This is a genomic window from Streptomyces sp. NRRL S-350, from assembly GCF_000719705.1.
Lineage (GTDB): Bacteria > Actinomycetota > Actinomycetes > Streptomycetales > Streptomycetaceae > Kitasatospora.
In genome coordinates, this window is the sequence record NZ_JOHO01000002.1 from 410965 (window position 1) to 437114 (window position 26150).

At 75.2% G+C, this 26150-nt stretch carries 25 protein-coding genes; 12 read left to right on the forward strand and 13 right to left on the reverse strand.

Features of this window, described 5'->3' with window-relative positions:
- The first annotated feature begins 161 nt into the window (after window positions 1–161).
- From asnB to IF30_RS0103255, 10 genes are read left to right on the forward strand one after another with little or no spacing between them, the layout of a single operon-like run.
- Window positions 162–2054, forward strand: coding sequence for an asparagine synthase (glutamine-hydrolyzing) (asnB, locus tag IF30_RS0103210; RefSeq protein WP_030231565.1), 1893 nt, complete (start codon window positions 162–164; stop codon window positions 2052–2054).
- Window positions 2051–2836, forward strand: coding sequence for an aspartate/glutamate racemase family protein (locus tag IF30_RS0103215; RefSeq protein WP_051709092.1), 786 nt, complete (start codon window positions 2051–2053; stop codon window positions 2834–2836). The genes asnB and IF30_RS0103215 overlap by 4 nt, the downstream gene beginning before the upstream one ends.
- Window positions 2833–4569, forward strand: coding sequence for a non-ribosomal peptide synthetase (locus IF30_RS0103220; RefSeq protein ID WP_078891087.1), 1737 nt, complete (start codon window positions 2833–2835; stop codon window positions 4567–4569). Before IF30_RS0103215 ends, IF30_RS0103220 begins: the two co-directional genes overlap by 4 nt.
- Window positions 4566–7181: an amino acid adenylation domain-containing protein gene (locus IF30_RS43185; RefSeq protein WP_051709094.1), complete on the forward strand. Its 2616-nt coding sequence runs from the start codon at window positions 4566–4568 to the stop codon at window positions 7179–7181. The genes IF30_RS0103220 and IF30_RS43185 overlap by 4 nt, the downstream gene beginning before the upstream one ends.
- A complete protein-coding gene (locus IF30_RS0103230; RefSeq protein ID WP_078891088.1) occupies window positions 7178–9403 on the forward strand; it encodes a non-ribosomal peptide synthetase in 2226 nt (741 codons plus the stop codon). The genes IF30_RS43185 and IF30_RS0103230 overlap by 4 nt, the downstream gene beginning before the upstream one ends.
- A complete protein-coding gene (locus IF30_RS0103235; RefSeq protein ID WP_030231575.1) occupies window positions 9400–10365 on the forward strand; it encodes a TauD/TfdA family dioxygenase in 966 nt (321 codons plus the stop codon). The genes IF30_RS0103230 and IF30_RS0103235 overlap by 4 nt, the downstream gene beginning before the upstream one ends.
- The gene (locus tag IF30_RS0103240; protein WP_030231578.1) at window positions 10362–11951 is read left to right on the forward strand and encodes a condensation domain-containing protein; all 1590 of its coding nucleotides are present in this window, start codon (window positions 10362–10364) and stop codon (window positions 11949–11951) included. The genes IF30_RS0103235 and IF30_RS0103240 overlap by 4 nt, the downstream gene beginning before the upstream one ends.
- The gene (locus IF30_RS0103245; protein ID WP_051709096.1) at window positions 11942–13480 is read left to right on the forward strand and encodes an argininosuccinate lyase; all 1539 of its coding nucleotides are present in this window, start codon (window positions 11942–11944) and stop codon (window positions 13478–13480) included. Before IF30_RS0103240 ends, IF30_RS0103245 begins: the two co-directional genes overlap by 10 nt.
- The gene (locus IF30_RS0103250) at window positions 13477–14385 is read left to right on the forward strand and encodes a hypothetical protein (RefSeq protein WP_078891089.1); all 909 of its coding nucleotides are present in this window, start codon (window positions 13477–13479) and stop codon (window positions 14383–14385) included. Before IF30_RS0103245 ends, IF30_RS0103250 begins: the two co-directional genes overlap by 4 nt.
- Window positions 14386–14419: 34 nt before the next feature.
- Window positions 14420–16684 carry a pyridoxal-phosphate dependent enzyme gene (locus IF30_RS0103255; RefSeq protein WP_030231586.1) on the forward strand — a complete coding sequence of 755 codons (2265 nt, stop codon included), beginning with the start codon at window positions 14420–14422 and terminating at the stop codon, window positions 16682–16684.
- A 16-nt stretch (window positions 16685–16700) separates the two neighbouring features.
- Here IF30_RS0103255 and IF30_RS0103260 read toward each other — a convergent pair whose 3' ends face one another.
- From IF30_RS0103260 to IF30_RS49020, 4 genes are all read right to left on the reverse strand, one after another.
- On the reverse strand, window positions 16701–17537 hold the full coding sequence (locus tag IF30_RS0103260; RefSeq protein ID WP_051709097.1) for a thioesterase II family protein: 837 nt from the start codon (window positions 17535–17537) through the stop codon (window positions 16701–16703).
- Window positions 17537–18181 carry a LuxR C-terminal-related transcriptional regulator gene (locus tag IF30_RS0103265; RefSeq protein ID WP_030231591.1) on the reverse strand — a complete coding sequence of 215 codons (645 nt, stop codon included), beginning with the start codon at window positions 18179–18181 and terminating at the stop codon, window positions 17537–17539. The genes IF30_RS0103260 and IF30_RS0103265 overlap by 1 nt, the downstream gene beginning before the upstream one ends.
- 143 nt (window positions 18182–18324) lie before the next feature.
- Window positions 18325–18537: a response regulator transcription factor gene (locus IF30_RS49015; RefSeq protein WP_051709102.1), complete on the reverse strand. Its 213-nt coding sequence runs from the start codon at window positions 18535–18537 to the stop codon at window positions 18325–18327.
- A gap of 5 nt (window positions 18538–18542) precedes the next feature.
- Window positions 18543–18740, reverse strand: a complete 198-nt coding sequence (locus tag IF30_RS49020) for a hypothetical protein (RefSeq protein WP_051709104.1) — start codon at window positions 18738–18740, stop codon at window positions 18543–18545.
- Between the two features lie 160 nt (window positions 18741–18900).
- On the opposite strand from IF30_RS49020, the gene IF30_RS0103275 reads away from it, so the two are divergent.
- Entirely contained in the window at window positions 18901–19905 is a 1005-nt protein-coding gene (locus tag IF30_RS0103275) for a helix-turn-helix transcriptional regulator (RefSeq protein WP_234322561.1), read from the forward strand.
- An 88-nt stretch (window positions 19906–19993) separates the two neighbouring features.
- Entirely contained in the window at window positions 19994–20455 is a 462-nt protein-coding gene (locus IF30_RS0103280) for a hypothetical protein (RefSeq protein WP_030231600.1), read from the forward strand.
- Between the two features lie 123 nt (window positions 20456–20578).
- Here IF30_RS0103280 and IF30_RS0103285 read toward each other — a convergent pair whose 3' ends face one another.
- From IF30_RS0103285 to IF30_RS50510, 9 genes are all read right to left on the reverse strand, one after another.
- Window positions 20579–20845 (reverse strand): hypothetical protein, encoded by a 267-nt coding sequence (locus IF30_RS0103285; RefSeq protein WP_051709106.1) that lies wholly within the window; start codon window positions 20843–20845, stop codon window positions 20579–20581.
- Window positions 20846–20954: 109 nt separating this feature from the next.
- Window positions 20955–21350, reverse strand: coding sequence for a hypothetical protein (locus IF30_RS0103290; RefSeq protein ID WP_030231609.1), 396 nt, complete (start codon window positions 21348–21350; stop codon window positions 20955–20957).
- Window positions 21351–21678: 328 nt separating this feature from the next.
- Window positions 21679–23535 carry a complex I subunit 5 family protein gene (locus IF30_RS0103295; RefSeq protein WP_234322562.1) on the reverse strand — a complete coding sequence of 619 codons (1857 nt, stop codon included), beginning with the start codon at window positions 23533–23535 and terminating at the stop codon, window positions 21679–21681.
- On the reverse strand, window positions 23532–23876 hold the full coding sequence (locus IF30_RS0103300; RefSeq protein WP_030231616.1) for a sodium:proton antiporter: 345 nt from the start codon (window positions 23874–23876) through the stop codon (window positions 23532–23534). The genes IF30_RS0103295 and IF30_RS0103300 overlap by 4 nt, the downstream gene beginning before the upstream one ends.
- On the reverse strand, window positions 23873–24613 hold the full coding sequence (locus tag IF30_RS0103305) for an MnhB domain-containing protein (protein ID WP_030231619.1): 741 nt from the start codon (window positions 24611–24613) through the stop codon (window positions 23873–23875). Before IF30_RS0103305 ends, IF30_RS0103300 begins: the two co-directional genes overlap by 4 nt.
- Entirely contained in the window at window positions 24610–24879 is a 270-nt protein-coding gene (locus tag IF30_RS0103310) for a Na(+)/H(+) antiporter subunit B (RefSeq protein WP_030231622.1), read from the reverse strand. The genes IF30_RS0103305 and IF30_RS0103310 overlap by 4 nt, the downstream gene beginning before the upstream one ends.
- Entirely contained in the window at window positions 24876–25187 is a 312-nt protein-coding gene (locus IF30_RS46305) for a monovalent cation/H(+) antiporter subunit G (RefSeq protein ID WP_051709108.1), read from the reverse strand. The genes IF30_RS0103310 and IF30_RS46305 overlap by 4 nt, the downstream gene beginning before the upstream one ends.
- Window positions 25187–25444: a monovalent cation/H+ antiporter complex subunit F gene (locus tag IF30_RS50505; protein WP_051709110.1), complete on the reverse strand. Its 258-nt coding sequence runs from the start codon at window positions 25442–25444 to the stop codon at window positions 25187–25189. Before IF30_RS50505 ends, IF30_RS46305 begins: the two co-directional genes overlap by 1 nt.
- Window positions 25441–25890 carry a Na+/H+ antiporter subunit E gene (locus tag IF30_RS50510; protein WP_037898728.1) on the reverse strand — a complete coding sequence of 150 codons (450 nt, stop codon included), beginning with the start codon at window positions 25888–25890 and terminating at the stop codon, window positions 25441–25443. Before IF30_RS50510 ends, IF30_RS50505 begins: the two co-directional genes overlap by 4 nt.
- Window positions 25891–26150: the final 260 nt, after the last annotated feature.

Genomic DNA, 26150 nt, shown 5'->3' on the forward strand with positions numbered 1-26150 from the left:
ACCTGTACTCCGGTACGGCCGGGATTCTGGCCGAAAGGACGGGCGGCGGATCGTTGACCTGTGCGCGGCGCCGCTCCTAGTGTGACCGGCGGACATATCGAAGGAGCAGCGGATTCCGTCAGGATTCGCGTGAGCGACCGGGTGATAGGAGCCTGAGCTCGATGTGCGGAATAGCCGGGGTTTACGGACTCGACGACCCGGCCGGCCTGGACCCCGAAGTCCTGACGGCCATGACCGACGCGCTGGTGCACCGGGGCCCAGACGCGCACACCACCTGCGAGACCGGCGCTTTCACCGCCGGATTCCGCCGCCTGTCGCTGGTCGACCTGGCCGGCGGCGGGCAGCCCCACGCCACCCCGGATTCCTCGGTCGTCTCGGTGTGCAACGGCGAGATATTCAACCACCGGAGCCTGCGCGAGGAACTCCGGAGAAAAGGCCACAGATTCCGGTCCGGATCGGACACGGAAGTTCTCGTCCACCTTTACGAGGAATACGGAACCGAACTCACCGACCACCTCGACGGGCAGTTCGCTTTCGCCCTCTACGACCGGCGCGCGGACCGCCTGGTGCTCGCCCGCGACCATTGCGGAATCATTCCGCTGTTCTACACGGTGGTGGCCGGGCGGATCGTCTTCGCCTCGGAGATCAAGAGCATTCTCCGGCACCCGCTGGTGGAACGCCGGGTCGACCTCCGCGGACTCGACCAGGTGCTCTCGCTGCCCGGGCTGGTGAGCCCCCGGACGATGTTCGAGGGCATCCGGTCGCTGCGCCCCGGCGAGCGGCTCGTCGCCGACCGCTCGGGACACCGCACCGAGCGCTACTGGGACCTCGACTACCCGGTGTGGGACGACGAGGCGCGCCGCCGGGACACCGCCGCGCTCGCCGATCCGCGCGTGTTCGACGGGTACGCCGACCGGACCAGGGACCTGCTCCGAGCCGCCGTCCGCTCCCGGTCGGTCGCGGACGTCCCCGTCGGCATGTACCTCAGCGGCGGCCTGGACTCCAGCCTGATCGGCGGACTCATGGCCGCCGAGCGCCCCGACCACGCGTGGCCCAGCTACGCGGTCACCTTCCCCGGCAGCAGCATCGACGAGGCGCGCTACCAGCGGCTGGTGGCCGGCAAGATCGGCACCCGGCACCACGAGGTGCCGGTCGACTCCGCGGACACCGCCGGCCTGCTCGCCGGCATGGTCCGGCACGCCGAGACCCCGGTGAAGGAGTCCTACAACGTCTGCTCGATGCTGCTGGCCCGGAAGGTCCGCGCCACCGGCACGGTCGCGGTGCTCAGCGGCGAAGGCGCCGACGAACTGTTCGGCGGCTACCCGGGCTACCTGTTCGACACGGGCGGCCCCGGCCGGGGGCCGGGCGACCTCCTGGAGGAGCAGCTCGAACGCGAGGCCGCCCACCGGATGTGGGGCCTGGACCTGCGGTACGAGACCGACCAGCTCCCCGCCCACGACCTGCGCCGCCAGCTCTACAGCGGCCCGCTGGCCGAGGAGTTCGACGGCTTCTCGGTGACCTCCCAGCGCCTCGTCGAACCGGACCGCCTGGTCGGGCGCCACCCCCTGCACCAGCGCTCCTACCTCGACTTCCACCTGCGGCTCGCCGACCACCTGCTCGGCGACCACGGCGACCGGATGGCCATGGCCGGCTCCGTCGAGATGCGCTTCCCGTTCCTGGCCAGGGACGTCGTCCGGCACGCGACCGCGATCCCGCCGTCCCTGATGACGGCCCACGGCCGGGAGAAGGCCGTGCTGCGCCGCGCGGCCGAGGGCCTCGTCCCGCACGAGGTGCTGAACCGCCGCAAGTTCGGCTTCCGCAGCCAGACCAGCACCGAACTCCTGCTGGCCGGCGACGAGTGGTTCAACGACCTGCTCTCCCCCGCGACCGTGCGCCGGCAGGGCTACTTCGACCCGGCCGTCGTCGCCGAACTGGTCCGCCGGCAGACGTCGGGGGCCCGCACCGTGCACCCGCACCTGGACACGGACTACCTGCTCGTCATCGCGACCTTCGCGATCTTCCTGGAGGAGTTCGACCTGCCGTGCCTGGGATGACCCGAGAACGCGTCAGCACGCCCCCGCCCGCCGCCGCGCGGCCCCTCCCGGCGGACGGACCCGCGCCCGCCGGGCAGCCCGGCACCCGCAGGCCGCTGATCGGCGTGATCGGCGGCATGGGACCGCTGGCCTCCACCGAACTGCTCAACACGGTGTACGGACTCGACCCGCCGGAGCACGAACAGCTCGCCGCCCGGATCCTGCTCTGGTCCGACCCGGCCGTCGCCGACCGGACCACGGCGATCCAGTCCGGGACGGTCGACCTCGTGCGCGAAGCACTGGAGGACTCGGTCGACCGCCTGCTCACCGCCGGCGCCGACGTCGTCGTGGTCGCGTGCATCACCGCGCACCCCGCCATCCGGCTGCTGCCGGAGCGGCTGCGCTCCCGGTGCGTCTCCCTGGTGGACCTGGTCTTCGAGCGGCTCGCCGAACGCCCCGGCCGCCACCTGGTGCTGTGCACCCGGGGCAGCGTCCTCGCCGGGGTCTTCACCGGCCACGAGCGCTGGCCCGAGTTCGCGCACCGCCTGGTCCTGCCCGACGAGGCCGACCAGGAACAGCTGCACCACCACATCTACCGGCTCAAGCGCAACGCCGACCGGCTCCCGACGATCGACTTCGTCCGCGGGCTGCTGCCCAGGTACCGGGCCGCGGCGTTCGTCGCCGGCTGCACCGAACTGCACCTGGTGACCCGGGCGATCGAGGCCCGCGGGCTGACCGGGCAGCTGCCCAGCATCGACCCGATGACCGTCATCGCCCAGCGAATCAAGGATGGAGCACTATGACAACGCCGACGGTTCTGTGGCGATGGGCGGACAGCCTGGCCCGTGACGGCGCCCGCTGTGCCGTCAAGTCAGGTGAGCGGGAGGTGAGTTACCGGGAGCTCGCGGGCCGGGTGGCCGGCTACCAGGGCGCGTTCGAGCGGATCGGCAGGCCCGCCGACCCGGTCCTGCTCTCCTGTGCCGACCCGGTCGAGGTGATCGCGGCCGTCCTCGGCTGCGCGGCCGCCGGCCGCACCTTCGCACCGGTCGACCCCCGGCTGCCCGCCGCCGTGCTGGACGGCGTGCTCACCGCCCTCCGGCCGGGCGCGGTCGTCGCCGACGCCGCGGGCCGCGAGGCGCTCGCCGGCCGCCGACTGCCCGACGGCGTCGCGCTCGTGCGCCCCGAGACGGTGGAGCCCCGCGCCTGGTCCGCCGAGGCCTGGCAGCAGGCCGCACCGGAGGACCGCGGGTACGTCTACTTCACGTCCGGGACGACCGGCCGCCCGAAGGGCATCCGCGGCAGCCTGCGGGCCGTCCACCACTTCGTCGACTGGGAGATCGCCGAGTTCGGGATCGGCGAGGGCACCAAGGTCTCCCAGCTGACCTCCCCGGGCTTCGACGCGTTCCTGCGCGACGCCTTCACCCCGCTGTGCGCGGGCGGCACCGTCTGCGTGAACCCCGCCGCCGAGACGCCGGTCGGCGAAGGCCTGGCACGCTGGCTCACCGAGAACGAGGTCGAGGTCCTGCACTGCGTGCCGACCCTCTTCCGCACCCTGCGCTCCGCCGCCCTGACCCCCGCCTCCTTCCCGGCCCTGCGCGCCGTGCTGCTCGCGGGCGAACCGCTCCACCCCTCCGACGTCTCGTGGTGGCGCGGACTGTTCGGCGACGGCAAGGACCTGGTCAACCTGTACGGGCCGTCGGAGACGACCATGACGAAGCTCTTCCACCGGACGACGGCGGAGGACGCCCACGCCCGGCTGGTGCCGGTCGGCCGACCGCTGCCGGGCGTGACGGCCCGGGTCCTCACCGGGCCCGGCGATCCGCAGGACGCGCTCGGCGAGGTGGAGCTGGAGGTCCCGTTCCCGCTGCTCGGCTACCTCGGCGAGGACGAGTGGCGCGGCACGGCCACCAGCTACCGCACCGGCGACCTCGGCAGGTTCCGGCCCGACGGCGCGCTGGAGCTGTACGGCCGCCGCGACCAGCAGGTCAAGGTCCACGGCGTGCGCATCGACCTCGGCGAGGTCGAGAACGCCCTGCGCGGCCACCCGGGGGTGCAGGACGCCTGCGCGGCGGCGGTCACGGAGGACGTGTCGACCGCCCTGGCCGCCTACGTGGTGGCCCCGGACGTCACCGACGCCGAACTGCGCGCGCACGCCGCGCAGCGGCTCGCCCCCGGCCTGCGGCCCTCGGTGTTCGTCCGCATGGCGGCGATCCCCCGCACGCTCAACGGCAAGGTGGAGCGCCGCTCCCTGCCGCGCATCCCGCTGCAGCGGGCGGCGGAGAGCGCACAGCCGCCGCAGGGGCCGGCGGAGACCCGGATCGCCGCGATCTGGAGCGAGATCCTCGGCCTGGCCGGTGTCAACCGCGACGACGACTTCACCCTGCTCGGCGGCGACTCCCTGGCGATCGCGCGGCTGATGGACCGGGTCCGCTACGAGTACCAGGTGGACCTGCCGCTGCGCGCGTTCCTCCAGGACCCCACCGTCGCCGGGCTCGCCTCGGCCGTGTCCGACCGCATGGCGCGGAGCGGGTCGTGAGCGCCCCCGCGGCGGCCCGGCCCGCGAACGCCGTGCTCCGCGCCCGCCTGACGGGGGAACTGGACGTCCCCGCGCTGTCGGCCGCCGTCGACGACCTGGTGGCCGCGCGCCCGGAGCTGAAGGCGGCGGGGGAGCGGGCCGCCCGGGTCCGGCTGAGGACCGTCGACCTGTCGCGGTCCGCCGCGGAGCAGCAGCGGCACGTCCTCGCCGACCTGGCCGCCGACGAGGCCGCCCGGCCGGTCGGCGCCGCGGGCCGCCCCCGGCTGCGGGCCTGCCTCGCCGCGCTGGGCGCCGGGGCGTACGAACTGCTGCTCGCGGTGGACGGGCGGCGGGCCGACGCGTGGTCGGTCGCGGAGCTGACCCGGGACCTCGGCGCCGCCTACCGCGCGCGGACCGCCGACGCACCGCCGCCCCCGACCCGGCCCCTGCCGGGCACCTGGTTCCCCGGCGAGCGGGCGTCCCGCGCCCTGCCCGGAGAGCCCGGAGAGCCCGGAGAGCCCGGAGAGCCCGCGGGGTCCGGGGAGCCCGGCGCCGCGGCCGAGCGGCTGATCGCCGCCTTCGCCGCGGTGCTCGGCCGGTACGCCGGGACGGACGAAGCCGTGCTGACCGTGCCGGACGGCCCGGCGCAGCGGGCGATCCGGCTGGACCTCTCCGGCGCCCTGACGCCCGCTCGGCTGGGCGCCCTGGTGCGTACGGCACCCGAGGCCGGCCCGGACGGACCGGACTTCCCGATCCGCGCCGTGTTCGCGGGCCACGACCTCCCGGCCGCGGCCCTGGACCTGCCGGGCGTCGCGGCCGAGGTGACGGTCGACTGCCCGCCCGATCCGGAGGGCCGGCTGACCCTGGCCCTGACCGGTCCGCACGAGTTCACCGTCGCCCTCACCGGCGCGCTGCCGGGCCTGGTGACGGCCGAGGGCTTCGCCGACCACCTCGTCCTGGCGCTGCGGTTCGGCCTCGACACCCCCGGCCGCCCGCTGGCCGAACTCGACCTCTCCGGCCGCCCCGCGCCCCACCCGGCACCCGCCCCCGCCACCACCCGGCCGCACCGCGACTACCTGGCCTTCCTGGACGAGGAGTTCGCGGCGCGGGTGAAGGAGGCCCCCGAGGCGGTCGCGGTGCGCTCCGCGGAGGGCACGCTCGACTACGGCGGGCTCGACCGGTGGAGCTGCCGGACGGCCCACCTGCTGGCGGCCCACGGCGCGGGCCCCGGCCAGGTGGTGGCGCTGCTGCTGAGCGGCGGCGCCGGGCAGATCGCGGCCGTCGTCGGCGCGATGCGCACCGGCGCGACCTTCACCTGCCTGAACCCGGCCGACCCGGACGCCCGCCTCCGCGACATCCTGGCCGGCTCCGGGGCGGTCTGCGTGCTGGCCGACGAAGCCGCCGCCGCGGCGCACCCCGCGCTGCTCGGACCGGACGGCCGGTTCGCGGGCCTGCCGGTGCTCCCGCCGGTACCCGCGCCGGGCGATGACCCGCCGGGGGAGCGGGACCGCTTCCCGGCCGCGCCGGTCGGCGACCACCCGCTGTGCATCGTGCACACCTCGGGGACCACCGGGACGCCGAAGGGGATCGCGCTGTCGCGGGCCGCGTTCGCGCAGTTCGCCGAGTGGCAGCGGGAGCGGTTCGGGATCGGGCCGCGGAGCCGGGTCGCCCAGTGGGCACCGCTCACCTACGACGCCGCGTACACCGAGGTCTTCGCGGCGCTCACCGCCGGCGCCGCGCTCTGCCTGCCGCCCGCCGCGGCCCGGCGCGATCCGGTCGCGGTGGTGCGCTGGCTGCGCCAGGAGCGGATCGGGCAGATCCAGACCGTGCCGTCGTTCTTCCGGCTGCTCACCGAGGCGCTGGACGCGCAGGGCGGCGAACTGCCGGACCTGCGGCACGTCCTGATCGCCGGTGAGGTGTTCCCGGCGGACCTGGCCGCGGCGTGGGCGCGCCGGGCGGTGCGGCCGGGGCTGCACAACCTGTACGGGCCCACCGAGTGCATCCTCGCCACCCACCACGAACTGCCCCCGGGCGGGGCGTTCCCGGCCGGGGTGCCGATCGGCGCGGCGATCCCGGGCCGGGAGGCCGTCGTCCTGGACCCCCTCGGCCGGCCGTGCCCCGCCGGGGTGCCCGGCGAGATCCACCTGCGGAGCGACTTCCTGGCGGGCTCCTACCACCGCCGGCCCGCCGAGACGGCCTCGGCGTACCTGCCGGACCCCTGGCGGCCGGGCCGGACGCTGTACCGCACCGGGGACCGCGGGTACTGGCGGGCGGACGGCACGCTGGCGTTCACCGGCCGGACCGGCAACCAGGTGAAGATCCGCGGCAACCGGGTCGAACTGGACGAGGTCGAGGCGGTGCTGGAGCAGCAGCCCGGGGTGCGGGAGGCCGCCGCGGCCGTCCGCACCACCGCCGCCGGCGACCCCTGCCTGGTGGGCTACGTGGTGGCCGACACCGGGGTCTCCGGCGAGGAGCTGCGGCGGCTCGTCGCGGCGCGGCTGCCGGCCCCCGCGGTGCCCGACCTGATCGCGGTGCTGGCCGACCTGCCGCGCACCACCACCAACAAACGTGATCGCGCACGGCTGCCCTGGCCCCTGCCGGCACGCCGGAACGAACTGGAGGGTGAATCATGAGGAACGCCGAAGCGGCGATCGAGGCCCTGGCGGCCGGGACCGGGGCCGACCCGGACACCGTGCGACTTGCCGCGTCGTTCAAGGTGGCGGCGGTGCTCACCGGCTCCGACGCGCTCACCGGCTCCGACGCGCTCACCGGCTCCGACGCCCCCACCGGCTCCGACGCGCACGGCGACGGCGGCCCGAGCTGGCGCGAGCTGATCGCCCGGGTCGCCACCCCGCAGGGGCGGGCCGAGGCGGAGCGGGTCCGGGCGGAGGCCGCCGAGCAGGAGCACGTCGGCCCCGAGCGGGCCGAGGGCTACGTCCGGGCGGTCCTGGAGCGGATGGCCGCCTCCCCGGACGAGGCGCACGACGCCCACGGCCTGGTGGCGGGCGAGGAGTTGGCGGCCACGCTCGCGGGCTCGGGCGGGCCGGTCCGGCCGCTGCCGGACCGCCGGTTCCACGAGCTGTTCGAGGAGCGGGTGCGCCGGCACCCCGACGCGGTCGCCGCCGTGCAGGCCGGGCGGAGCTGGACGTACGCGGAGCTGAACGGCCGCGCCAACCGGATCGCCCGCGCGCTGCGGCAGCAGGGGCTGGCGGACGAGGACGTGGTGGCCGTGGTGGCCGAGCGTTCGCTGGAGTGGATGGCCGCGGTGGTCGCGATCTTCAAGGCGGGCGGCTGCTACCTCCCGCTGGATCCGGCCTTCCCGGCCGAGCGGATCTCCGTCGTGCTGGAGCGCAGCGGCTGCCGCCGGGTCCTGGCGGACCCGGGACTGGCCCAGCTCGACGAAGCGGTCCGGGGGCGCGGGGTGACCGTCTCGCTGCTGACCGACATACCGGGAGACGTGGGCCCCGCCTCCGAGGAGGACCTCGGACTGCCCGTCCGCGCCGACCAGTTGGCGTACATCTACTTCACCTCGGGCTCGACCGGTGAGCCCAAGGGCGCGATGTGCGAGCACGCCGGCTTCCTCAACCACCTCTACGCCAAGATCGAGGACCTGGACGTCCGGGAGGGCGACGTCATCGCCCAGACCGCCCCGCAGTGCTTCGACATCTCGCTGTGGCAGCTGGTCTGCGCGCTGCTGGTCGGCGGCCGGACGGAGATCATCGGGCAGGACACCGTCACCGACGTCCGCCGGTTCGTCGACACCGTCACCCGGGCCGGCGTCCAGGTGGCCCAACTGGTGCCCTCCTACCTGGACCTGGTGCTGGAGACGCTGCAGGGCGACAGCCGCGGCCTGCCGTCGCTGCGCTGCCTCGCGGTGACGGGCGAGGCGCTCAAGGCAGAGCTGGTGCACCGCTGGTTCGCCGCCTTCCCCGGCATCCCGCTGGTCAACTGCTACGGCACGACGGAGGTTTCGGACGACACCAACCACGGCGTGCTGCACCGCCCGCCGGCCGGCCGGTCGGTGCCGCTCGGTCCGCCGACCTGCAACGTCCGCGTGTACGTGATGGACGAGCGGCTGCGCATGGTCCCCGACGGGGCGCCGGGGGAGATCGTCTTCGCCGGGGTGTGCGTCGGCCGGGGGTACGTCAACGACGCCGCCCGGACGGAGGCCGCCTACCGGGCGGACCCGTACGTGCCGGGTGAACGGCTGTACCGCTCGGGCGACTTCGGCCGCCGGCTGCCCTCCGGCGAGTTCGAGTACCTCGGCCGCCGGGACTCGCAGGTGAAGGTGAGCGGGTTCCGGATCGAGATCGGCGAGATCGAGAACCGCCTGCTGCAGGTGCCCGGCGTCCGGGACGGCGCCGTGGTGATCGCCGGATCGACCGAGGACCCGCAGCTGGTCGGCTTCTACAGCGGCGCCGCCGCCCCCGAGCCGGCGGCCGTGGACCGGGCCCTGGCCGCCGTCCTGCCGCACTACATGGTGCCGGGCCGGCTGCACCGCCTCGACCGGCTGCCGCTGTCCGCGAACGGCAAGATCGACCGGAAGGCGCTGACCGCCCGGGCCAAGGAGCAGGGCCGGCCGACCGCCGACGGCGGCGTGGCGCTCCCGGAGACCGACACCGAGCGCAGGGTGGCCCGGCTCTGGGCCGACCTGCTCGACGTGCCGCTCGACCAGGTCGGCCGGGGCTCCCGCTTCGTCGAGCTCGGCGGCACCTCGCTGGCCGCGATCCGGCTGGCGATCGCCCTGGACCGCGCGGTGACGGTGGGCGAGCTGAAGACCACCCCCACCGTCGCCGAGGTGGCCGGACTCCTCGACCGCAAGGCGGCCGGCCGGAGCGCGGAGGCCCGGCGATGACCCCCGCCGCCCGCACCGCCCCGCGCCTGCGCGTGCTGGCGGCCGCCAACGGCCCGCGGTGGGCCGCCGAGCACCGCGGGGAGGTCCTCGGCGAGGTCGAGGCGTCCGGGGCCGTCCTCCTGCGCGGCCTCGGCGTCGCCTCGGCCGCGGACCTCTCCGCCGTCACCGCCGCCCTCGGCGTCGAGCCGATGGCCGATCGGGAGGGGTTCGCGCCCCGGGACCGCCACGGCGAGTCGGTCTACTCCGCCTCGCACTGGCCCGCGGACGCCCCGATGTGCATGCACCACGAGCAGAGTTACGCCGCCGAGGTCCCCGGCCTGCTGCTGTTCGGCTGCCTGACCGCCCCCGACCACGGCGGCCGGACGATGCTCGCCGACTCCCAGCAGGTGCTGCGGGGCCTGCCCCCGGACCTGGTCGAGCCGTTCCGCCGGCACGGCTGGCTGCTGCTGCGCAGCTACCAGGACGTCGGCGTGCCCTGGACCGACGCCTTCGGCACCGACGACCCGGCCCTGGTCGACGCCTACTGCGCGGCCGAGGGCATCCGGCACGAGTGGTTCGACGACGGCCGGCTGCGCACCGTGCAGCGCCGGGCCGCCGTCGTCGCCCACCCCCGCACCGGCGTGCCCGGCTGGTTCAACCAGATCGCCTTCCTCAACGAACTGACCATGGACCCGGCGATCCGCGAGTACCTGATCGACCAGTACGGGCCGGCCGGCCTGCCCTTCACCACGGCCCGCGGCGACACCGCCCCGATCGGCGCCGACACCGTCGAGACGGTCAACGCGGTCTACGACGCGGCCGCCTTCGGCGAGCCCTGGCGGGACGGCGACGTCCTGGTCGTCGACAACATCCGGATGGCCCACAGCCGGGAGCCGTACCAGGGCCCCCGCGAGGTCGCCGTCGTCCTCGGCGACCCGGTCCGGCTCGCCGGCCACGTCCTGCCCGGCGGTGAGGCCGGATGACCACCGCCTCCTTCGCCCAGGAACGCGCCTGGCTGGCCAGCCGGTTCGCCGCCGACACCGCGCTGTACCACGTCGCGGACCGGTGGCCGCTGCACGGGGACGTCTCCGAGGCGCAGATCCGGGCGGCCCTGGCCGCCGTGGCGGACCGGCACGAGACGCTGCGCACCGGGTTCCGCGTGGTGGACGGCGTGCTCACCGCGGTCGTCCACGAGCACGTCGACCTCGACCTGGAGGTCGTCGACCTGTCCGCCCGCACCGAGGAGGAGCAGCGGGAGGAGCGCGAGGCCTTCGCCGACCGGCTGAAGCACACCGCCTTCGACCTGTCCCGCGCGCCGCTGTGGCGCGCCGGCCTGGTCAGGCTCGGCGCCGGGCGCTGGCGGCTGCTGTTCGTCGCCCACCACGCCGTCTGCGACACCCCGTCACTGTTCAACCTCCACGCCGAGGTCACCGAGTTCTGCGCGGCGTTCGAACAGGACCGGCCGCCGCGCGTCCCCCGGCTCCCGCTCTCCTACGGCGACTACGCCCGCCGGCAGCGCGAGCGGCTCGGCGGCGGCGAACTCGCCGCACTGGCCGACTACTGGCGGACGCAGCTCGCCGGCCTGCCGGCCGCGCACGGCCTACCGCTGGACCGGCCGCGACCGGCCCGCCGTTCCTTCGCCGGCGCGGAGCTGCGGGCCGAACTCCCGGCCGGCCCGGCGTCCGCGCTGACGGACGCGGCCGGCCGCTTCGGCGCCACGCCGTTCGAACTCCTGCTCGCCGGGTACGCGGCCCTGGTCCACCGGCGCTCCGGCCGCGACGACATCGCCGTCGGAGTGCCGCTCACCGGCCGGGACCGCCCCGAACTGCTGCCCCTGGTGGGCACCTTCGTGAACATGGTGGTCCTCCGGCTGGACACCTCGGGCGACCCCTCGTACGCCGGGCTCGTCGAACGCGTCCGGGCGGTGTGGCGGGCGGCCCGCGACCACCAGGAGATGCCGTTCCAGACCGTGGTCGAGCAGGTCGCACCGCAGCGCGGCCCCGGCCTGCCCCCGCTCTACCAGCTGGCGTTCAACGTCACGGCGGGGGAGGGCTTCGGGCCGCCGTCCACGGGTGCCGAGGACGACCTGCTGCTGGAGGTGTCCGGGACGACGGCCCGCCTCGAGTACAACACCGCCCTGTTCGGGCGGAAGACCGCCGAAGGCCTGCTCGCCGACTACGCGGCGGTGCTCACGGCGGCCCTCGCCGACCCGGCGACACCGCTGTCCCGGCTCCCGGCCGGCCCGGGGCCCGCAGGAGGCGCCGCCCCGGACCCCCGACCCGGCCACGTCCCGCCGCGCACCCCCGCCGAGGAACTGGTGGCCCGCGCCTGGGCGGACGTCCTCGGCGTCGACCGGGTGGGCGTCGACGACGACTTCTTCGCCGCCGGCGGCCACTCGCTGCAGGCACTGCGCCTGCTCGCCCGGCTGTCGTCCGACCACCGCGTCGAGACCACCGTCGACGCCTTCTTCTCGAACCCGACCGTCGCGGGGCTGGCCGCCGAACTGGAGCGGCACACCGCGACGCGCCGGGAGCACCGGACCGACCCCGAGGGAGAGACATGGCAGTGACCGGCCGGATCGACGGCGTGCCCAGCGAGGTCTGGGACGAGGAGGTGCTGGCCCCGCAGTTCGGCTACGAGGCCGAAGCCCTGCTGCCGCACTACGTGTCCATCGAGAAGGTGCTGCTGCTGGAGTACCGCAGGATGGGCCTGGTCGACCCGGCGGGGGCGGCCGCGATCGCCGGACGGCTCGACGAGCTGACCCCCGGGCTGATCCGGGCGGACCCGCGGGACAACATGTCGGACATCTTCTTCGCCATGGAACGCCACGTGGCCCGCGGCGCCGCCGCCCCGTTCGCGGCCTGGCACGTCGACCGCAGCCGCAACGACTTCCAGGCCTGCGGCCAGCTGCTGGCCTGCCGGGAGAACGTCCGCGCCCTCGCCGGCGGCCTCCTCGACCTGGGACGCACGGCGGCGGCGCGCGCCGCCGAACTGCCGGACAGCCCGATGCCCGGCTACACCCACGCACAGGCCGCGCAGACCGTCACCCCCGCCTTCTACCTTTCGGCGCTCTCCGACGAGACCCTCGGCGCGGCCCGGCGCCTGCTGAGCACCTACGACGAGATCGACCGCTCGCCCCTCGGCGCCGGCAGCATGGCCGGCCAGGAACTGCCCTGGGACCGCGAGCGGATGGCGGCCCTGCTCGGCTTCCGGGAGCCGCAGCCGCACGCCCTGGTGTCGGTGGCCTCCCGGTCCTGGGCCCTCGCGGTCGCGTCGGAGCTGGCGAACTTCGCCGTGGTGCTCAGCCGGTTCACCACGGACCTGATGACGTGGAGCGGCGCCGGGTTCGGGTTCGTCGACTTCCCCGACGCACTGGCCGGGATCTCGGCCGCGATGCCGCAGAAGCGCAACTTCCCCCTGCTGGAGCGGATCCGCGGCCGCTGCTCGCACGTCGTCGGCTGCGCGACCCAGCTCGCCTTCGCCCAGCACGGCACCCCGTACGCCAACAGCGTCGAGGTCTCCAAGGAGGCCGGTCGGCACCTCCAGGCCCAGTTCGCCGCGCTGCGCTCGGCCCTGCGGCTGGCCCACACCGCCCTCGCCACCGCCACCTTCCGGACCGACCGCATGCGCGAGGCCTGTGAGGGGGACTTCCTCGGCGCCTTCACCCTCGCGAACCTGCTCACCCTGGAGGCCGGCGTCCCCTGGCGGACGGCGCAGGTGATCGCCGGAGCCTACGTCAGGGCCGCCATCGCCGGGGACCTGACCGCGGCCACCCCCGACGGCCCGCTGCTCGCGGCGATCGCCGAGGAGCACGGCCACCGGGTGCCCGAGCCCGCCGGACTGCTGTCCGCCGCCTTCGACACCGACAAGGCCGTCCGGGTCAAGCACTCCGCCGGGTCGACGCACCCCGACGCCGTCCGCACCATGCTCGCCGCGCAGGACCGCGGCTTCCGGGAGGTGGCCGGGCAGTGGCGGCTGCGCGACGACGTGGCGGGTGTCGCCGCGGCGCGCGTCGACGCCCTGCTGGCCGTCGGGGCCGTCGACGGCGGCGAGCGCCCCGGGGGCACCGCCGAGCGCACCCCGGCGGGCACCCCGTGACCGGCCCCGGCCTGATCACCCGCCGCCCCGGCGCGGACCTGCGCAGCGGCCGGGCGGACGCCTGCGGCACCTTCGGCGAACTGCTCCAGGGCCGGCTGCCCGACGGCACGGACTTCCTCGTCACCCTGCCGATCACACTCCGCTCCCGGGCCTGGTTCCGCTTCGACCCGGCCGGCCCGCTGCGGGTCTTCCCCGCCCACAAGACGAAGTCCCTGCGGCTGGCGGAGACCATGCTGACGGCCCACCAGTCCGGCGCCGGCGGCACGTTGATCCTGGACAGCGACCTGCTCATCGGCAAGGGCCTGGCCAGCTCCTCGGCCGACCTGGTCGCCACCGCGCGCGCGGTCGGCGGCGCGCTGGGGCTGGACACCGGCCCGGCGGCGGTGGAGCACTGGCTGCGCCCGATCGAGCCGACCGACGGGGTGATGCACCCGGGTGTCGTCGTCTTCGAGCACCGCGCGGTGCGGCTGCGCGAAGCGCTCGGCGGGCCGGCGGCGGCCACCGTGGTGGCGGTGGACGAGGGCGGCCACCTGGACACCGTCGCCTTCAACAAGCGTCCCAAGCACTACTCGCCCGCCGAGACCGCCGAGTTCACCGGACTGCTGGACGCCCTGACGGCGGCCGTGCGCGCCGGGGACCTCGCCGCCGTGGGCCGGGTGGCCACCCGCAGCGCCGTCCTCAACCAGCGGTTCGCACCCAAGCGGCACCTGGACGCGCTGCTGGCCATCGCGGCGCGGACCGGCGCGCTCGGCGTGGTGTGCGCGCACAGCGGCACCATGCTGGGCCTGCTGTTCGACGACGCGGACCCGGACCGCGCCCGCAAGGTGGCCGAGGCGCACGCGGCCTGCGAGGCCCTGGGCGCCGACACGCTGCTGTTCCGGACCCATACCCAGCCCTCCCAGTAGGGGCAGTTCCCACACCTCCCAAGGACGTGCACACATGCGGCAGGAATCGGTCATCGACGGCATCGGCCACACCCCGGTGGTGCGGCTGCGGGTGGACGCCCCCGAAGGCGTCGAGGTCTTCGCCAAACTGGAGATGCAGAACCTCTTCGCGATGAAGGACCGGGTGGCCCGGCAGGTCATCCTCGAAGCCCGGCGCACCGGCGCGCTGGCCGAGGGCGGGCCCATCGTGGAGAGCTCGTCGGGCACGATGGCGCTGGGGGTGGCCCTGGTCGGCACGTACCTGGGCCACCCGGTGCACATCGTCACCGACCCGCGCATCGACCCCGTCACCCTGGCCAAGCTGCGCACCCTGGGCTGCGAGGTCCACGTCGTGCCGGCGATGACGGGGCAGGGGTGGCAGAGCGCCCGGCTGGAGCGCCTGGCCGAGCTGATGGCGGACCTGCCCGGCGCGTTCTGGCCGCGCCAGTACAGCAACCCGCAGAACCCCGCCGCGTACCGCGGCCTGGCCGGCGAACTGGTCTCCGACCTGGGCTCGGTGGACGTCGTGGTCGGGGCGGTGGGCAGCGGAGGCTCGCTCTGCGGGACGTCGAAGGCGCTGCTGGAACGCCTGCCCGACGTCTCGGTGGTGGGCGTGGACTGCGTGGGCAGCGTGCTCTTCGCCCAGCCGGACCGCCCGACCCGCAAGCAGAGCGGGCTCGGCAACAGCCTCGTCCCGGACAACCTGGACCACCGCGTCCTCGACGAGGTGCACTGGCTGTCCGACGACGAGGCCTTCGACGCCACCCGCCGGCTCGCCCGGGAGCAGAAGATCTTCGGCGGGAACACCTCCGGGTCGGTCTACCGGGTCCTCACCCACCTCGCGGCCCGCGCCGAGCCGGGCACCCGGCTGGTCGGGATCATGCCGGACCGCGGCGACCGCTACGTGGACACCGTCTACGCCGACGCCCCCGACTCCGGCCCGGGCACCCGCACCGGCGCGCCGGCGGGCACCGTCGCCGAGGCCCCGGAGGAGGTGGAGTACGGTGCCACGGTGTCCGGTTGGTCGTTCGCCCGGATACCCCGCCGGGACCGGCGGCTGCTGCTCTTCGTCGAGTCCAACACGACCGGCACCGGGATGATCGCCCTGCGGACCGCCGTCCGCCTGGCCCTGGAGCCGGTGCTGTTCACCAAGGACCCCGCACGCTACCCGGACCTGCCCGACACCGGCTGCCGGGTCGTGGTCTGCGACACCGACGACGAGACCGCACTGACCGCCGCCATCGCCGAGACGAGCGCCGGCCGCCGGGTGGCGGGCGTCACGACGACCAGCGAGTTCTACCTGGAGCACACCGCGCGGGCGGCCGCCGCCCTGGGCACGCCCGGCAACCCGCCCGAGGCGATGGCCCGCTGCCGCGACAAGTCGCTGACCCGCACCGCGCTGCGCGAGGCCGGGGTGTCCCAGCCCGCCTTCGCGATCGTGACGGATCCGGGCGAGGTCGCGGCCGCCGTCGCCGCGGTGGGGCTGCCCTGCGTGGTCAAGCCGGTCGGGGAGTCCGGCTCGCAGTCCGTGCTGTGGTGCGAGGACGCAGGGACGGCCGCCGCGCACGCCACCGAACTGCTCGCCGTCACCCACAACGTGCGCGGCCAGCGGACCCCGGGCGCGGTGCTGGTCGAGCAGTACCTGGACGGGCCCGAGTTCAGCGCCGAGATGTTCGGCGTGGACGGCGAGGCCCGGTGCGTCGGCGTCACCCAGCGCACCGTCAGCCCGCTGCCGCACTTCGTCGAGACCGGTCACCTCTTCCCCGCCGACGTCGACGACGCGCTGGCCGAGCGGATCGGCGACACGGCCCGGCAGGCGTTGAAGGCCGTCGGCTTCGAGCGCGGCCCGGCGCACGTCGAGCTCAGGCTGACCGCCGACGGCCCGGCCGTCATCGAGATCAACGGACGACTGGCCGGCGGCATGATCCCGGAGCTGATCCGCCCGGCCACCGGGATCGACCTGCTGGAGCAGCAGATCCGCGCCGCCGCCGGCCTGCCGCTGAACCTGTCGGCCGACCACGCCCGCCGGGCCGGCCTGCGGTTCCTGACCGCGCCGAGGCCGGGCCGGCTGACCGGCGTGGACGGCGTCGGGCGGGCCGAGCGGGTGCCGGGGGTGGAACGCGTCGTGGTGAGCGGGACGCCGGGGCGCGAGGTCCGGCCGCCGCGGAGCGCCTACGACCGGCTGGGCCACGTCATCGCGGTGGGGTCGTCGCCGCAGGAGGTGGGGCGGGCGCTGGCCGCGGCGACCGGACTGATCGAGGTCGGGGTCGACGGGATGTGAAGCGCACGACGTGCCGTCACATGCCTCCGCGCTCGGGCCCGTCGCCGGGGCGCCCGTGGAGGTCGGCCGCGATCCGGCCGAGCATCCCGTCCATCTCCTGCCGGAGGAAGAAGTGGTCTCCGGGGTGGACGTGGAGGGCGAAGGACGCCGAGGTGTGGTCGGCCCAGCCCGCGGTCAGCTCCGCCGGGACGACCCGGTCGTCCCGGCCGGCGAACGCCGTGATGGGACAGGAGACCCGGCTGCGGGCCGGGGCGCGCCACTGTTCGAGCAGGGTCAGGTCGGCCCGGATCACCGGCAGCATGATCTCCATCAGTTCGGCGTTGGCGAGGATCTCCGGCGGGGTGCCGCCCATCGCGGACAGCTCCGCCACGAGTGCGGCGTCCGGCAGGCCGTGCAGCGGCCTCGGCTCGGCGGCCGCGGCCGGCTGGGCCCCGGACACGAAGAGCCGGACCGGTGGCGTGGCCCCGGGCCGCCGCTCCAGCTCCTCGGCCACCGCGTACGCGATCCTGGCACCCATGCTGTGCCCGAGGATCGCGAAGGGCCCGCTCTCTCGCCGGAGGACCTCCTCGCACAGCGCGTCCACCATGGCGGCCATGTCGGTCAGCAGGGGATCGCGCAACCGGGTGCCGTGGCCCGGCAGTTCGACCGGTACGACCTCGACGGAGCGGCGCCGGGCCGGCTCCGTCCACGCGCGGAAGAAGTGCGAGGAGCCGCCGGCGAAGGGGATGCAGTACACGCGGGGCAGCCCGGTCGCGCAGGTCGTGCCGGTCGTCCCGGTCTTCCCGGTCGTCCCGGTGGTCCGTTCGGTCCACGGCAGCCAACGGGCGCCGTGGTCCTGGTTCTGTCGCGACATCAGGTGACACCGTTCTGGTGGGCGAACACGGCGGCCTGCAGCCGGTCCCTGAGTCCGAGTTTCCTGAGCAGCTGGGAAACGTGGAACTTGACCGTCGACTGCACGATGCAGAGCCGCTTGGAGATCTCGGCGTTGGACATCCCGTTCGCCAGCAGCGCCAGGATCTCGCGTTCGCGGAAGGTGAGGAGGTTGAGGCCGAGCGCCGGGAACAGCGCGGGCTGTTTGTCGCGGACCCAGCCGAGGAGCAGGGCCGCGATGTCGGGGGAGAGGAAGGAGTGGCCGGTGGCCGTGGCTCTTATCGCCTGGGGGAAGTCCTCCACGAGGGTGTTCCGGGTGACGATCCCGGTGGCCCCGGCCAGGATGGACTCCAGGACGGCGTCGTCCTCGGCCGGTGCCATCAGCAGTGTGCGGGGGGCCTCCCGGTTCGGCTCCCGGAGTTCGCGGACGAGGTCGATCCCCGTCATGTCCGCGAGTTCGTGGTCGGCCACGACGACGGCGGGGTTCAGCTCCCGGGCCAGCTCGGCGGCGGTGCTTCCGTCCGCGGTCTCGCCGACCACCCGGATGTCCGGCTCGGCCACGAGGGCCGAGGAGAGTCCGCTGCGCATCAGCGGCTGGCTCGCACATATCAGAATCGGTATTTCCATCGGTCTGTGACATCCCCCTTCTCCGGAGTGGTCCGCCCGGCACCCCCGGTTCCCGCCGGTCCGGGCGTCGCCGCAGGCGAGCCGTCGACCGGCCGGACGTGTCCGACCCCCGTCGGGTTGTGCTGCTCGGGCTCGGACGTGGATCAGCCCCTGCCCGGCCCGGCGGGCCCGGCGGCGTCGAGCCCGAGGGCGATGGCCAGCAACTGGGTGCGGCTGCTGGCACCGCTCTTGGCCCGCATGTTGCGGACGTGGGTCTCGACGGTGTGGTGGCTCAGGTACAGCAGGCGGGCGATCGCCCGGGAGGTGCGGCCCTGCGCGAGGTGGTCGAGGATCTCCCTCTCCCGCGTCGTGAACAAAGGGTTCAGCCTCCCCAGGAGGTGTCGTTGCAGCGGGTGCTGCCCGGGCAGACGGAGGTGGGGGTCGGGTCGGTGCCGTCGAGGTGGACGGCGGCGGTGGGACCGGCGTGGTCGGAGGTCGTGGCGGAGGCCGAGGCGGCCGGCGTCAGCCAGACGGCGGCAGCGCCGAGGAGCGCCACGGTGGTGAGGATGACGCGCTTCATGGGATCTCCCGTGCGTTTGTCGGTATTCGCCCCGGTGGGTGATGGGGCGATGACTCCACTCTGGCGGGCATCGAAGATCGCCGACATGCTTGGAACCGTTCATCAACTTGCCTGGCAACAAAGGGGTGTGGGGGTAAATATGGACAAAAACGATCGCGATGTGACAGAGCGTCGGACCGAGGTAGCTCACGGGCGCGAATCCGACCTGTCCGTCTACGCATGGTTCGCGGAGAACCGGTACTCCGGCGCCCACGATCCGGCGGTCGTCGCGCAGGCGACGGGGCTCTCCCCGGCCGGTGTGACGGCGGCGGTCGGGCGGCTGGTCGACGCGGGACTGCTGGCACCGGCCGGCGCCAGGCAGGAAGCACTGCGGGTGGTCTCCCCCGACTCGGCCTTCTTCCGGCGCGCCGCCCCCGTCGAGGCGGAGATCCGTCAGCGCCAGGACCACATCGCCCGGATGCGCAGCCGGTTCGACGAGTTCGCCCCGCTGTTCCCGGACACCCGGGAGTCCGGCGCGGGCATCGAGGTGATCCCCACCCTGGCGGAGGTGCGCTTCCTGCTCAACCGGCTGGGCGAGCAGTGCGCCACCGAGGTGGTCTCCTGCCAGCCCGGCGGGGGCGCCCGCGTCCCCGAGGCGATGTCCGAGGCCCTGGGGCGCGACCGGGCGATGCTGGAGCGCGGCGTGCGCATCCGCACCCTCTACCACCACACCGCCCGATTCAACGGTCCCAGTCAGGCCTACGTCGCGGCGGCCTCCGCCCTGGGCGCCGAGTACCGCACCACGCACGAACTGGCCGGGCGGATCATCATCATGGACCGGGAGACCGCGTTCCTCCCCGCCGCGGGCCCGGAACTGGGGGCGGTGGTCATCCGCGAACCCTCGACCGTCGCCTACCTGTACGAGATGTTCGAACTCAGCTGGGGCCAGGCCACCCCGTTCCGGGAGTCGACCGGACGCGACATGGAGGCCGTCGCCCGGGAGTTGCACCGCACGATCCTGCGCCTGCTCGCCGACGGGCTGAAGGACGAGGCCATCGCCCGCCGACTGGGCATGTCGCTGCGCACCGCACGCCGTCACATCGCCGAGATCCTGGAGCAGCTCGGCGCCGACAGCCGCTTCCAGGCGGGCGTCGCCGCGAGCCGGGCGGGCCTGCTGGATACCTGAAAATCGTGATGCCGTCCGACACGCCGATGCACCATGCTTGACACCCCGACATCGCTGTGGTGAACGGCACCGCCGAAGGAGGCAACACGTGGACTGGGAACGGCTGAGCCAGCGCCCCGGACTGGATCCCTACCTCCAGGAGCTGGCGCTCTTCCTGGACGCCCACTTCGCCCGCACCTTCGGGCTGCTCTGGCCCGAGAACGACCCGGTCATCCCCCGGGGCACGGGCGGGTCGCCGGACACGGCACTGGCCGGGTACGTCGCCGCGGGCCTCACGGCCCTGCTGGGCTGGAAGGTCGAGCACGCCGCCGGCATCCGGCCGCCCTCCGGACACGTCCTGGTGATCCAGTCCGCCGGATCGAGCCGCTGGACACTCCGCGCACCGGGCGACCCCGCCTCCGAGCTCTCCACCCTGAGCGGCGAGGCCCTGTACCTCCCGCCCGGCTGCCGGTCCACCGCCGTCCACAGCGACGACGCGCGGCACGTCGTCCTCGTCGTCACCGAGCCCGAGGAGGGGCCGCCGGCGCCACCCCCCGCGCCGGCGGCCTGAGCCGTCAGGGCGGCCGTCGAACCGGCGCCCCGCGCTCCCGCCGCCCCCGGCCCGGTCCCCTGCCCGGCCCGGCCCTGCCTGGTCCCCTGCCCGGCCCCGGCCCGATCACCTGCCGGAGTGGGCTCAGGAGGTGGCCAGGGCCCGCTCGCACTCGCGGCACCGCCGGTCGGCCAGGTCGGGCGGGTACCAGGGTTCGCCGGGGCGCGAGGGGGCGTAGTGGCTGTGCTCCATGGAACGGGTGTCGCGCCGGCACAGCGTGGTGGGCTGGGGGTCTTCGGGGACGTCGGGATCGGCGCCGGCGGCGTGGACGGCCAGCACCCCCGGTCCCACGCCCTCGGCGCCGAGGACCTGCTCGGGCTCCAGCTCGAACAGCACGATGATCGAGGCCATGTCTTCGACGGTGCGCCGGGACGGGCCGCTCCGCACGTCGGGCCGGTCATGCGTGCGAGGTCGTGCGCGGGAGGGGCGGGTGCGGGGGCGGGGCCGCTGGAGTGGGGCGTCAGCCGGTGATCGGCGCGAGTGCGGCGGTCATCGCCGCCGCCGTTCCCGAGGCGCCGTTGTAGGAGCCGACGGTGGCGTCGCCCAGGGCGTTGACGATGTCGTCCCCGGCGACCTGGTTGCCGTCGCCGACGATCACGGTGCCGTAGTTGCCGCCGGTGGCCTGGGCGGCGTCCATCGCACCGCCGGCCACCCCGGTGGAGCCGCCGTTGTGCGAGCCGACGGTGGCGTCGTGGCCCGCGTTGATGATGTCGTAGCCGGCGACCTGGTTGCCGTCGCCGACGATGACCGTGCCGTGGTTGCCGCCGGAGACGACCTCGGCGCTCGCGGCGGTCGGTACCGCGGCGATTCCGGTGGCGGCGAGGAGGGCGAGCGTGCGGGTGATGCGACGGTTCATGGGGGATTCTCCGCTTCTGTCAGTGATCGCCCTGTCCGGGCGAAGGCGACAGTAGGCGCGGCCCGCGGCGGCGGCGGCCCATGCTCCGCCGCCCGTGGCGTGTCGGCCGGGGCCGGCGGGGGCCGGTCGGGTCAACCGCCGCAGCGGGGCGCGGCCCGCGCGCTCCTCGCCCGGCGGCCGCCCACGAGTGCGAAGGCGACGGTGCGGCGCCGATCGTCGGCCTCGGCATGCACCTGGGGCCCGCCGTCCCCGCCGACTGCGCCCCGGCGGGAGGGGCGGCCACCCCGGCGCACGCCGGACCCGGACCCCGGGCACCGCCGCGCGCCGGTCACAGCTGGGCGGCGAGGGCGACCAGCAGGGCCGCGAGGCCGACGGTCAGCCAGGCCACGTAGTCCCCGAGGAGGCCGGAGTGCAGGCGTCGCAGCGGGAGGGTGACCGCGCGGTGGAGGCCGCCGGCGCCGCGCCGGGCGTCGCGGCGGACGGCGGCGGTGGCGAAGGCGACGGCGAGCAGGGCGGAGAGCAGGCCCAGGCCGACGCCCGGGGCGGTCCACCAGGCGTCGGGAGCGGCGGCGGTGCCGCCGGCCGTACCCCGGAGGGTTTCGGCGAGGTAGGCGTCGCGGTCGGTGAAGGCGGCGGCTCCGGCGGCGAGGGCGCGTCCGACGCCCGGCAGGACGCCGACGGCCAGGCAGCCGGCCAGCAGCAGCCCGGGCACCAGGACCATCGGCGGTGGCGGTCGGCGGCCGGGGCCGCGGATCTCGGGTTCCTCGCCCTCGCCGGTGGTGGCGGCCACCTCGGGGTGCTCCTGCGGGGGCGCGCCCACGCCGCCGAAGACCCGCAGCGCGGCCCGCAGGACCGCGCCGCCGGTCAGCGCCGAGACCAGGACGAACACGGCGGGCAGCAAGGCCAGTCGCTGCCCGGCGGCGTCTTCGGCGACGGCCTTGCCGAGCCCGGTGCCGAACGGCGGCAGCCCGGCCAGGGCGAGCGCGGCGAGCGCGAACAGCGACCCGGTGGAGCGCAGGTCCCGGGCCCGGCCGTGCAGGCCGTGCTCGTCCACCGAGCCGTACCGGTCGAGGAGGACGCCGGTGAGCCCGAACAGGGCGGCCTTGGCGCCGGCGTGGCCGGCCACGTACACGGCCGTGCCGGCGAGCCCGGCCGGGGTGAGCAGGGCCGCGCCGATCAGGAACAGTCCGGTGTGCCCGACGGTGGAGAACGCCAGCATCCGCTTCAGGTGCCGTTGCTGCCAGCACATCACGGCGCCGACCAGGGCGGTCAGCACGCCGACGGCCAGCAGGGTGTCCCGGACGACGGCGTCGGGCAGGCCGCCGGGGCCCGCGAAGACCACCCGGTGGATCCGGGCCACGCCGTACACGCCGAGTTCGACCATCACCCCGGACAGCAGCATGCACATCGGGCTGGGGGCGACGGCGTGCGCGTCCGGCAGCCAGAAGTGGAAGGGCGCCGCCGCGGCCTTGACCAGCGGCCCGGCGAGGACGAGCACGAAGGCGAGCACCAGCAGGGCGTCCGGGCCGTGGCCGGGGGCGGCGAGCCGGTCGAGTGCGGCGCCGATCTGGGCGAGGCCGAGCTCGCCCGTCCTGGCGTAGAGTAGGCCGATGCCGAGCAGGGAGAGGTAGGCGGCGGCCGAGTTGACGAGCCCGAAGGCGAGCGCGCCCTGCAGCGGGCGCGGGTCCTCGATCCGGTAGCCGGTCAGCGCGTAGGCGACGGCGCCCATCAGTTCGAAGAAGACGAAGGCGTCGAAGAGGTCGCCGGTGAGGGCGAATCCGCACATCCCGGCTTCGAAGAGCAGCAGCAGTGCGGGGAACATGCCGCCGTGCTCCCCGGAGGGTTCGTCGAAGTACCGCCAGGCGTAGCAGAGCACGGCCAGCACCAGGACGGCGGCGAGCAGTGCCAGGCCGCTGCCGAGGCGGTCGGCGACCAGGACGATGCCGACGCTGTGCCCGTCGTGCGGACCCCAGCCGCCGAGCCAGGACACCGCCCGGCCGTCCGGGGCCGTCCGCGCCCACAGCAGGGCGAGGCAGGCGACGTCGGCGGCGGCCAGGGCGGTGGCGAGCGCGTCGCGGGCGGGGCGGGGCAGCCGGCGGCCGGCGACGGCGAGGACGGCCGCGCCGAGCAGGGGGACGGCGACGGCCAGGGGCAGCAGGTCGGCGGTGTCCACGGCGGTCGTCACCCCCGCAGCCCGGTCAGTTCCTCCGGGTCCACCGTGCCGTGCCGTTTGCGCAGTTGGACGACCAGGGAGAGGAGCAGCGCGGTGACGGTCGCGCCGACGACGATGTCGGTGAGCGTGAGGGCCTGGACCACCGGGTCCACGACCGGGGCGTCGGTCGGCAGGTCGGAGTAGACGGGCGCGGTCGCGCCGCGGCGGTAGCCGACGGCGAGCAGCAGCACGTACGTCGAGGACTGCGCGACGGCCAGGCAGCCGACCGCCTGCACCAGGTTGCGGCTGGTGACCAGGCCGTACAGTCCGGCGAGCAGGATCCACCCGGCGACCAGGTAGGGCAGCAGGCTCATCGGGTCCTCCCGCCGGGCACGACCTCGACCGCCTGGCCCAGGAAGTGCGCGAGCAGCACCACCACGCCGGAGGCGACCTCCACCCCGACGGCGGCGTTGACCACTGCCACCAGCCCGCCGGAGGAGAGCTGGTCGAAGGTGCCGAGCGGCAGGGTGTTGGCCAGGTAGCCGGCGCCCTCGGCGAGTCCGATCAGGCCGAGTGCGGCGAAGGCCCCGGCGGCCAGGGCGTCCGCGACGTCGAGGACGGCCAGCGGCCGGATCCGCTTGAGCACCAGGTAGTCCGCGGCGACGTACGCGAGGTGCAGCGCGGTCGCCAGGGCCACGCCGCCCTGGAAGCCGCCGCCGGGGCTCAACGCGCCGTGCGCGACGAGGTATCCGCCGGTCAGCACGGTGACGGGCAGCAGCGTGGCGCCGAACAGCCGGGTGGTGGGCAGCACGGGCTCGGCGGCGGGTCGGCGCTTGTGCTCGTCCCGGGCCAGGCGCAGCAGCATGCCCGCGCCGAGCACGGAGGCGAACAGGATCGACTCCTCGCCGAGCGTGTCGAAGGCCCGCTGGTCGAAGTTGACGGACGAGACGATGTTGGCGGTGCGCCTGGCCAGCCCGGCGGCCACCGCCCGCTCGCCGTACGGGTGCCGGTCGCCGCCGAAGCCGGGCAGCCGGTCGGCTGCGGCGATCAGGGCGGCGGCGAGGACGGCGGCGGCGGTGAGGAAGAGGCCGAGGCGGGTGGTCCGGCTCACTCGGGGCGGTCCGGGCGGTCGTCGGAGTGCTCCTCGCGGCGCACCCGGCGGACGGTCAGCAGGATCAGCAGCGGGGTGATCGCGCTGCCGACGCCGAGCTGGGAGAGCGCGACGTCGGGGGCCTGGAGCACGGTGAAGAGCACGGCGAGGCAGAGCCCGAGCACGGCGAGGACGGCGGCCTGCCGGACGGGGTCGCGGGTGAGCGCGGCGGTGGTCGCGGTGATTCCGGTGAGCAGCAGGGCGATGACGATCAGGGCGTCGGTCACCGGTCGGCCCCCGGTGCGGTCCCCCGCGTGGTTTCGACGCGGACGGTGGCGCGGGCCACGGCCATCGTGGTGACGGTGCCGCCGGCCGCCAGCAGCAGGCCGATCACCAGCAGTTTGACGGCGGCCCGGCCGGGCCCGGTGTCCACGGCGAGGGCCAGGGCGACCAGTGGCGCGCCGAGCGCGGCAGCGGGGGACAGGGCGTGCAGCCGCAGGTAGGGGCCGGGCAGAACGCTGAGTGCGACGGCGGCGAGCAGCAGGGCGGCCGTTCCCGCGACCAGCAGGACCAAGGCCAGGGTGTGGCGCCCCATCAGTGTTCCTCTCCGGCGAGGAAGCGGGTGAACACGAGCGTCCCGGCGGGCGCGAGGACGGCGAGGTCGAGCGCCAGGTCGGTGTACGAGGTGCGGCTGAACCCCTGGGCGAGCAGCAGCAGGACGACGGACGTCACGGTCGCGGCGAGGTTCAACCCGGCCAGGCGGTACTGCGGTTCGCCGCGCAGGGCGAGCAGCAGGCAGGGGGAGAGCGCTCCGGCGGCGAGCAGCGCGGCGGCCAGCAGCCAGGCGTTCACTGCTGGTCTCCGGTCAACGCCCTTTGCAGTCCGGAGACTTCGGGGCCCAGCGTGTGCACGGTCAGTGAGCCGTCGGCGTTCTCCACAGCGTACGCGCCGGGAGTCGCGGACAGCAGTGCCGCGGCCCAGGCGGGGCCGGTGCCGGGGGCCAGGCGGACGGTGCGGAAGCCTCCGGCCCGGCGGCGCCGGGGCGAGCACAGGACGAGCAGCAGCCGGCCGGTGTCGGCGAGCAGCGTCCACGGGAACGCCCACAGCGCCCGCGCCAGTCGGGCCGGGCCGCCGAACGCGGCGCCGGAGGCGTGCCGTGCGGTGACGGCGCCCACCGCGCCGAGGATCGCGACGCCGGCGCCGACCGCCACCTCCAGCGGCGTCACCGAGCTGATCAGTACGGTGTTCAGGAGGAGCAACAGCCCCCACCAGAGCAGGAGTTCGCCCGCCGTTCGCATCGCACCACTCCCGGGTCGGCCGCATCGGCGCCCTCCGCTGCGAAGGGCGGCCCCAGGTGTACCGCCCGGGCGGCGGGGGCGTCGCGTGCGCAACGCCGGTGCGGGCGCGATCGGTTCGGGGGATCACCCGTTCGCGTGAGCGCGGGGCGGAACCCTCAGATCATCGGCCCGGTCCTCTCAACGGCGGTCGTGCGCAGGCCCGGTCGTCTCCTCGGCCCGGCCTTCCGCCGCCCCGGCCCTCGACCGGCCCGGCCTCCCTC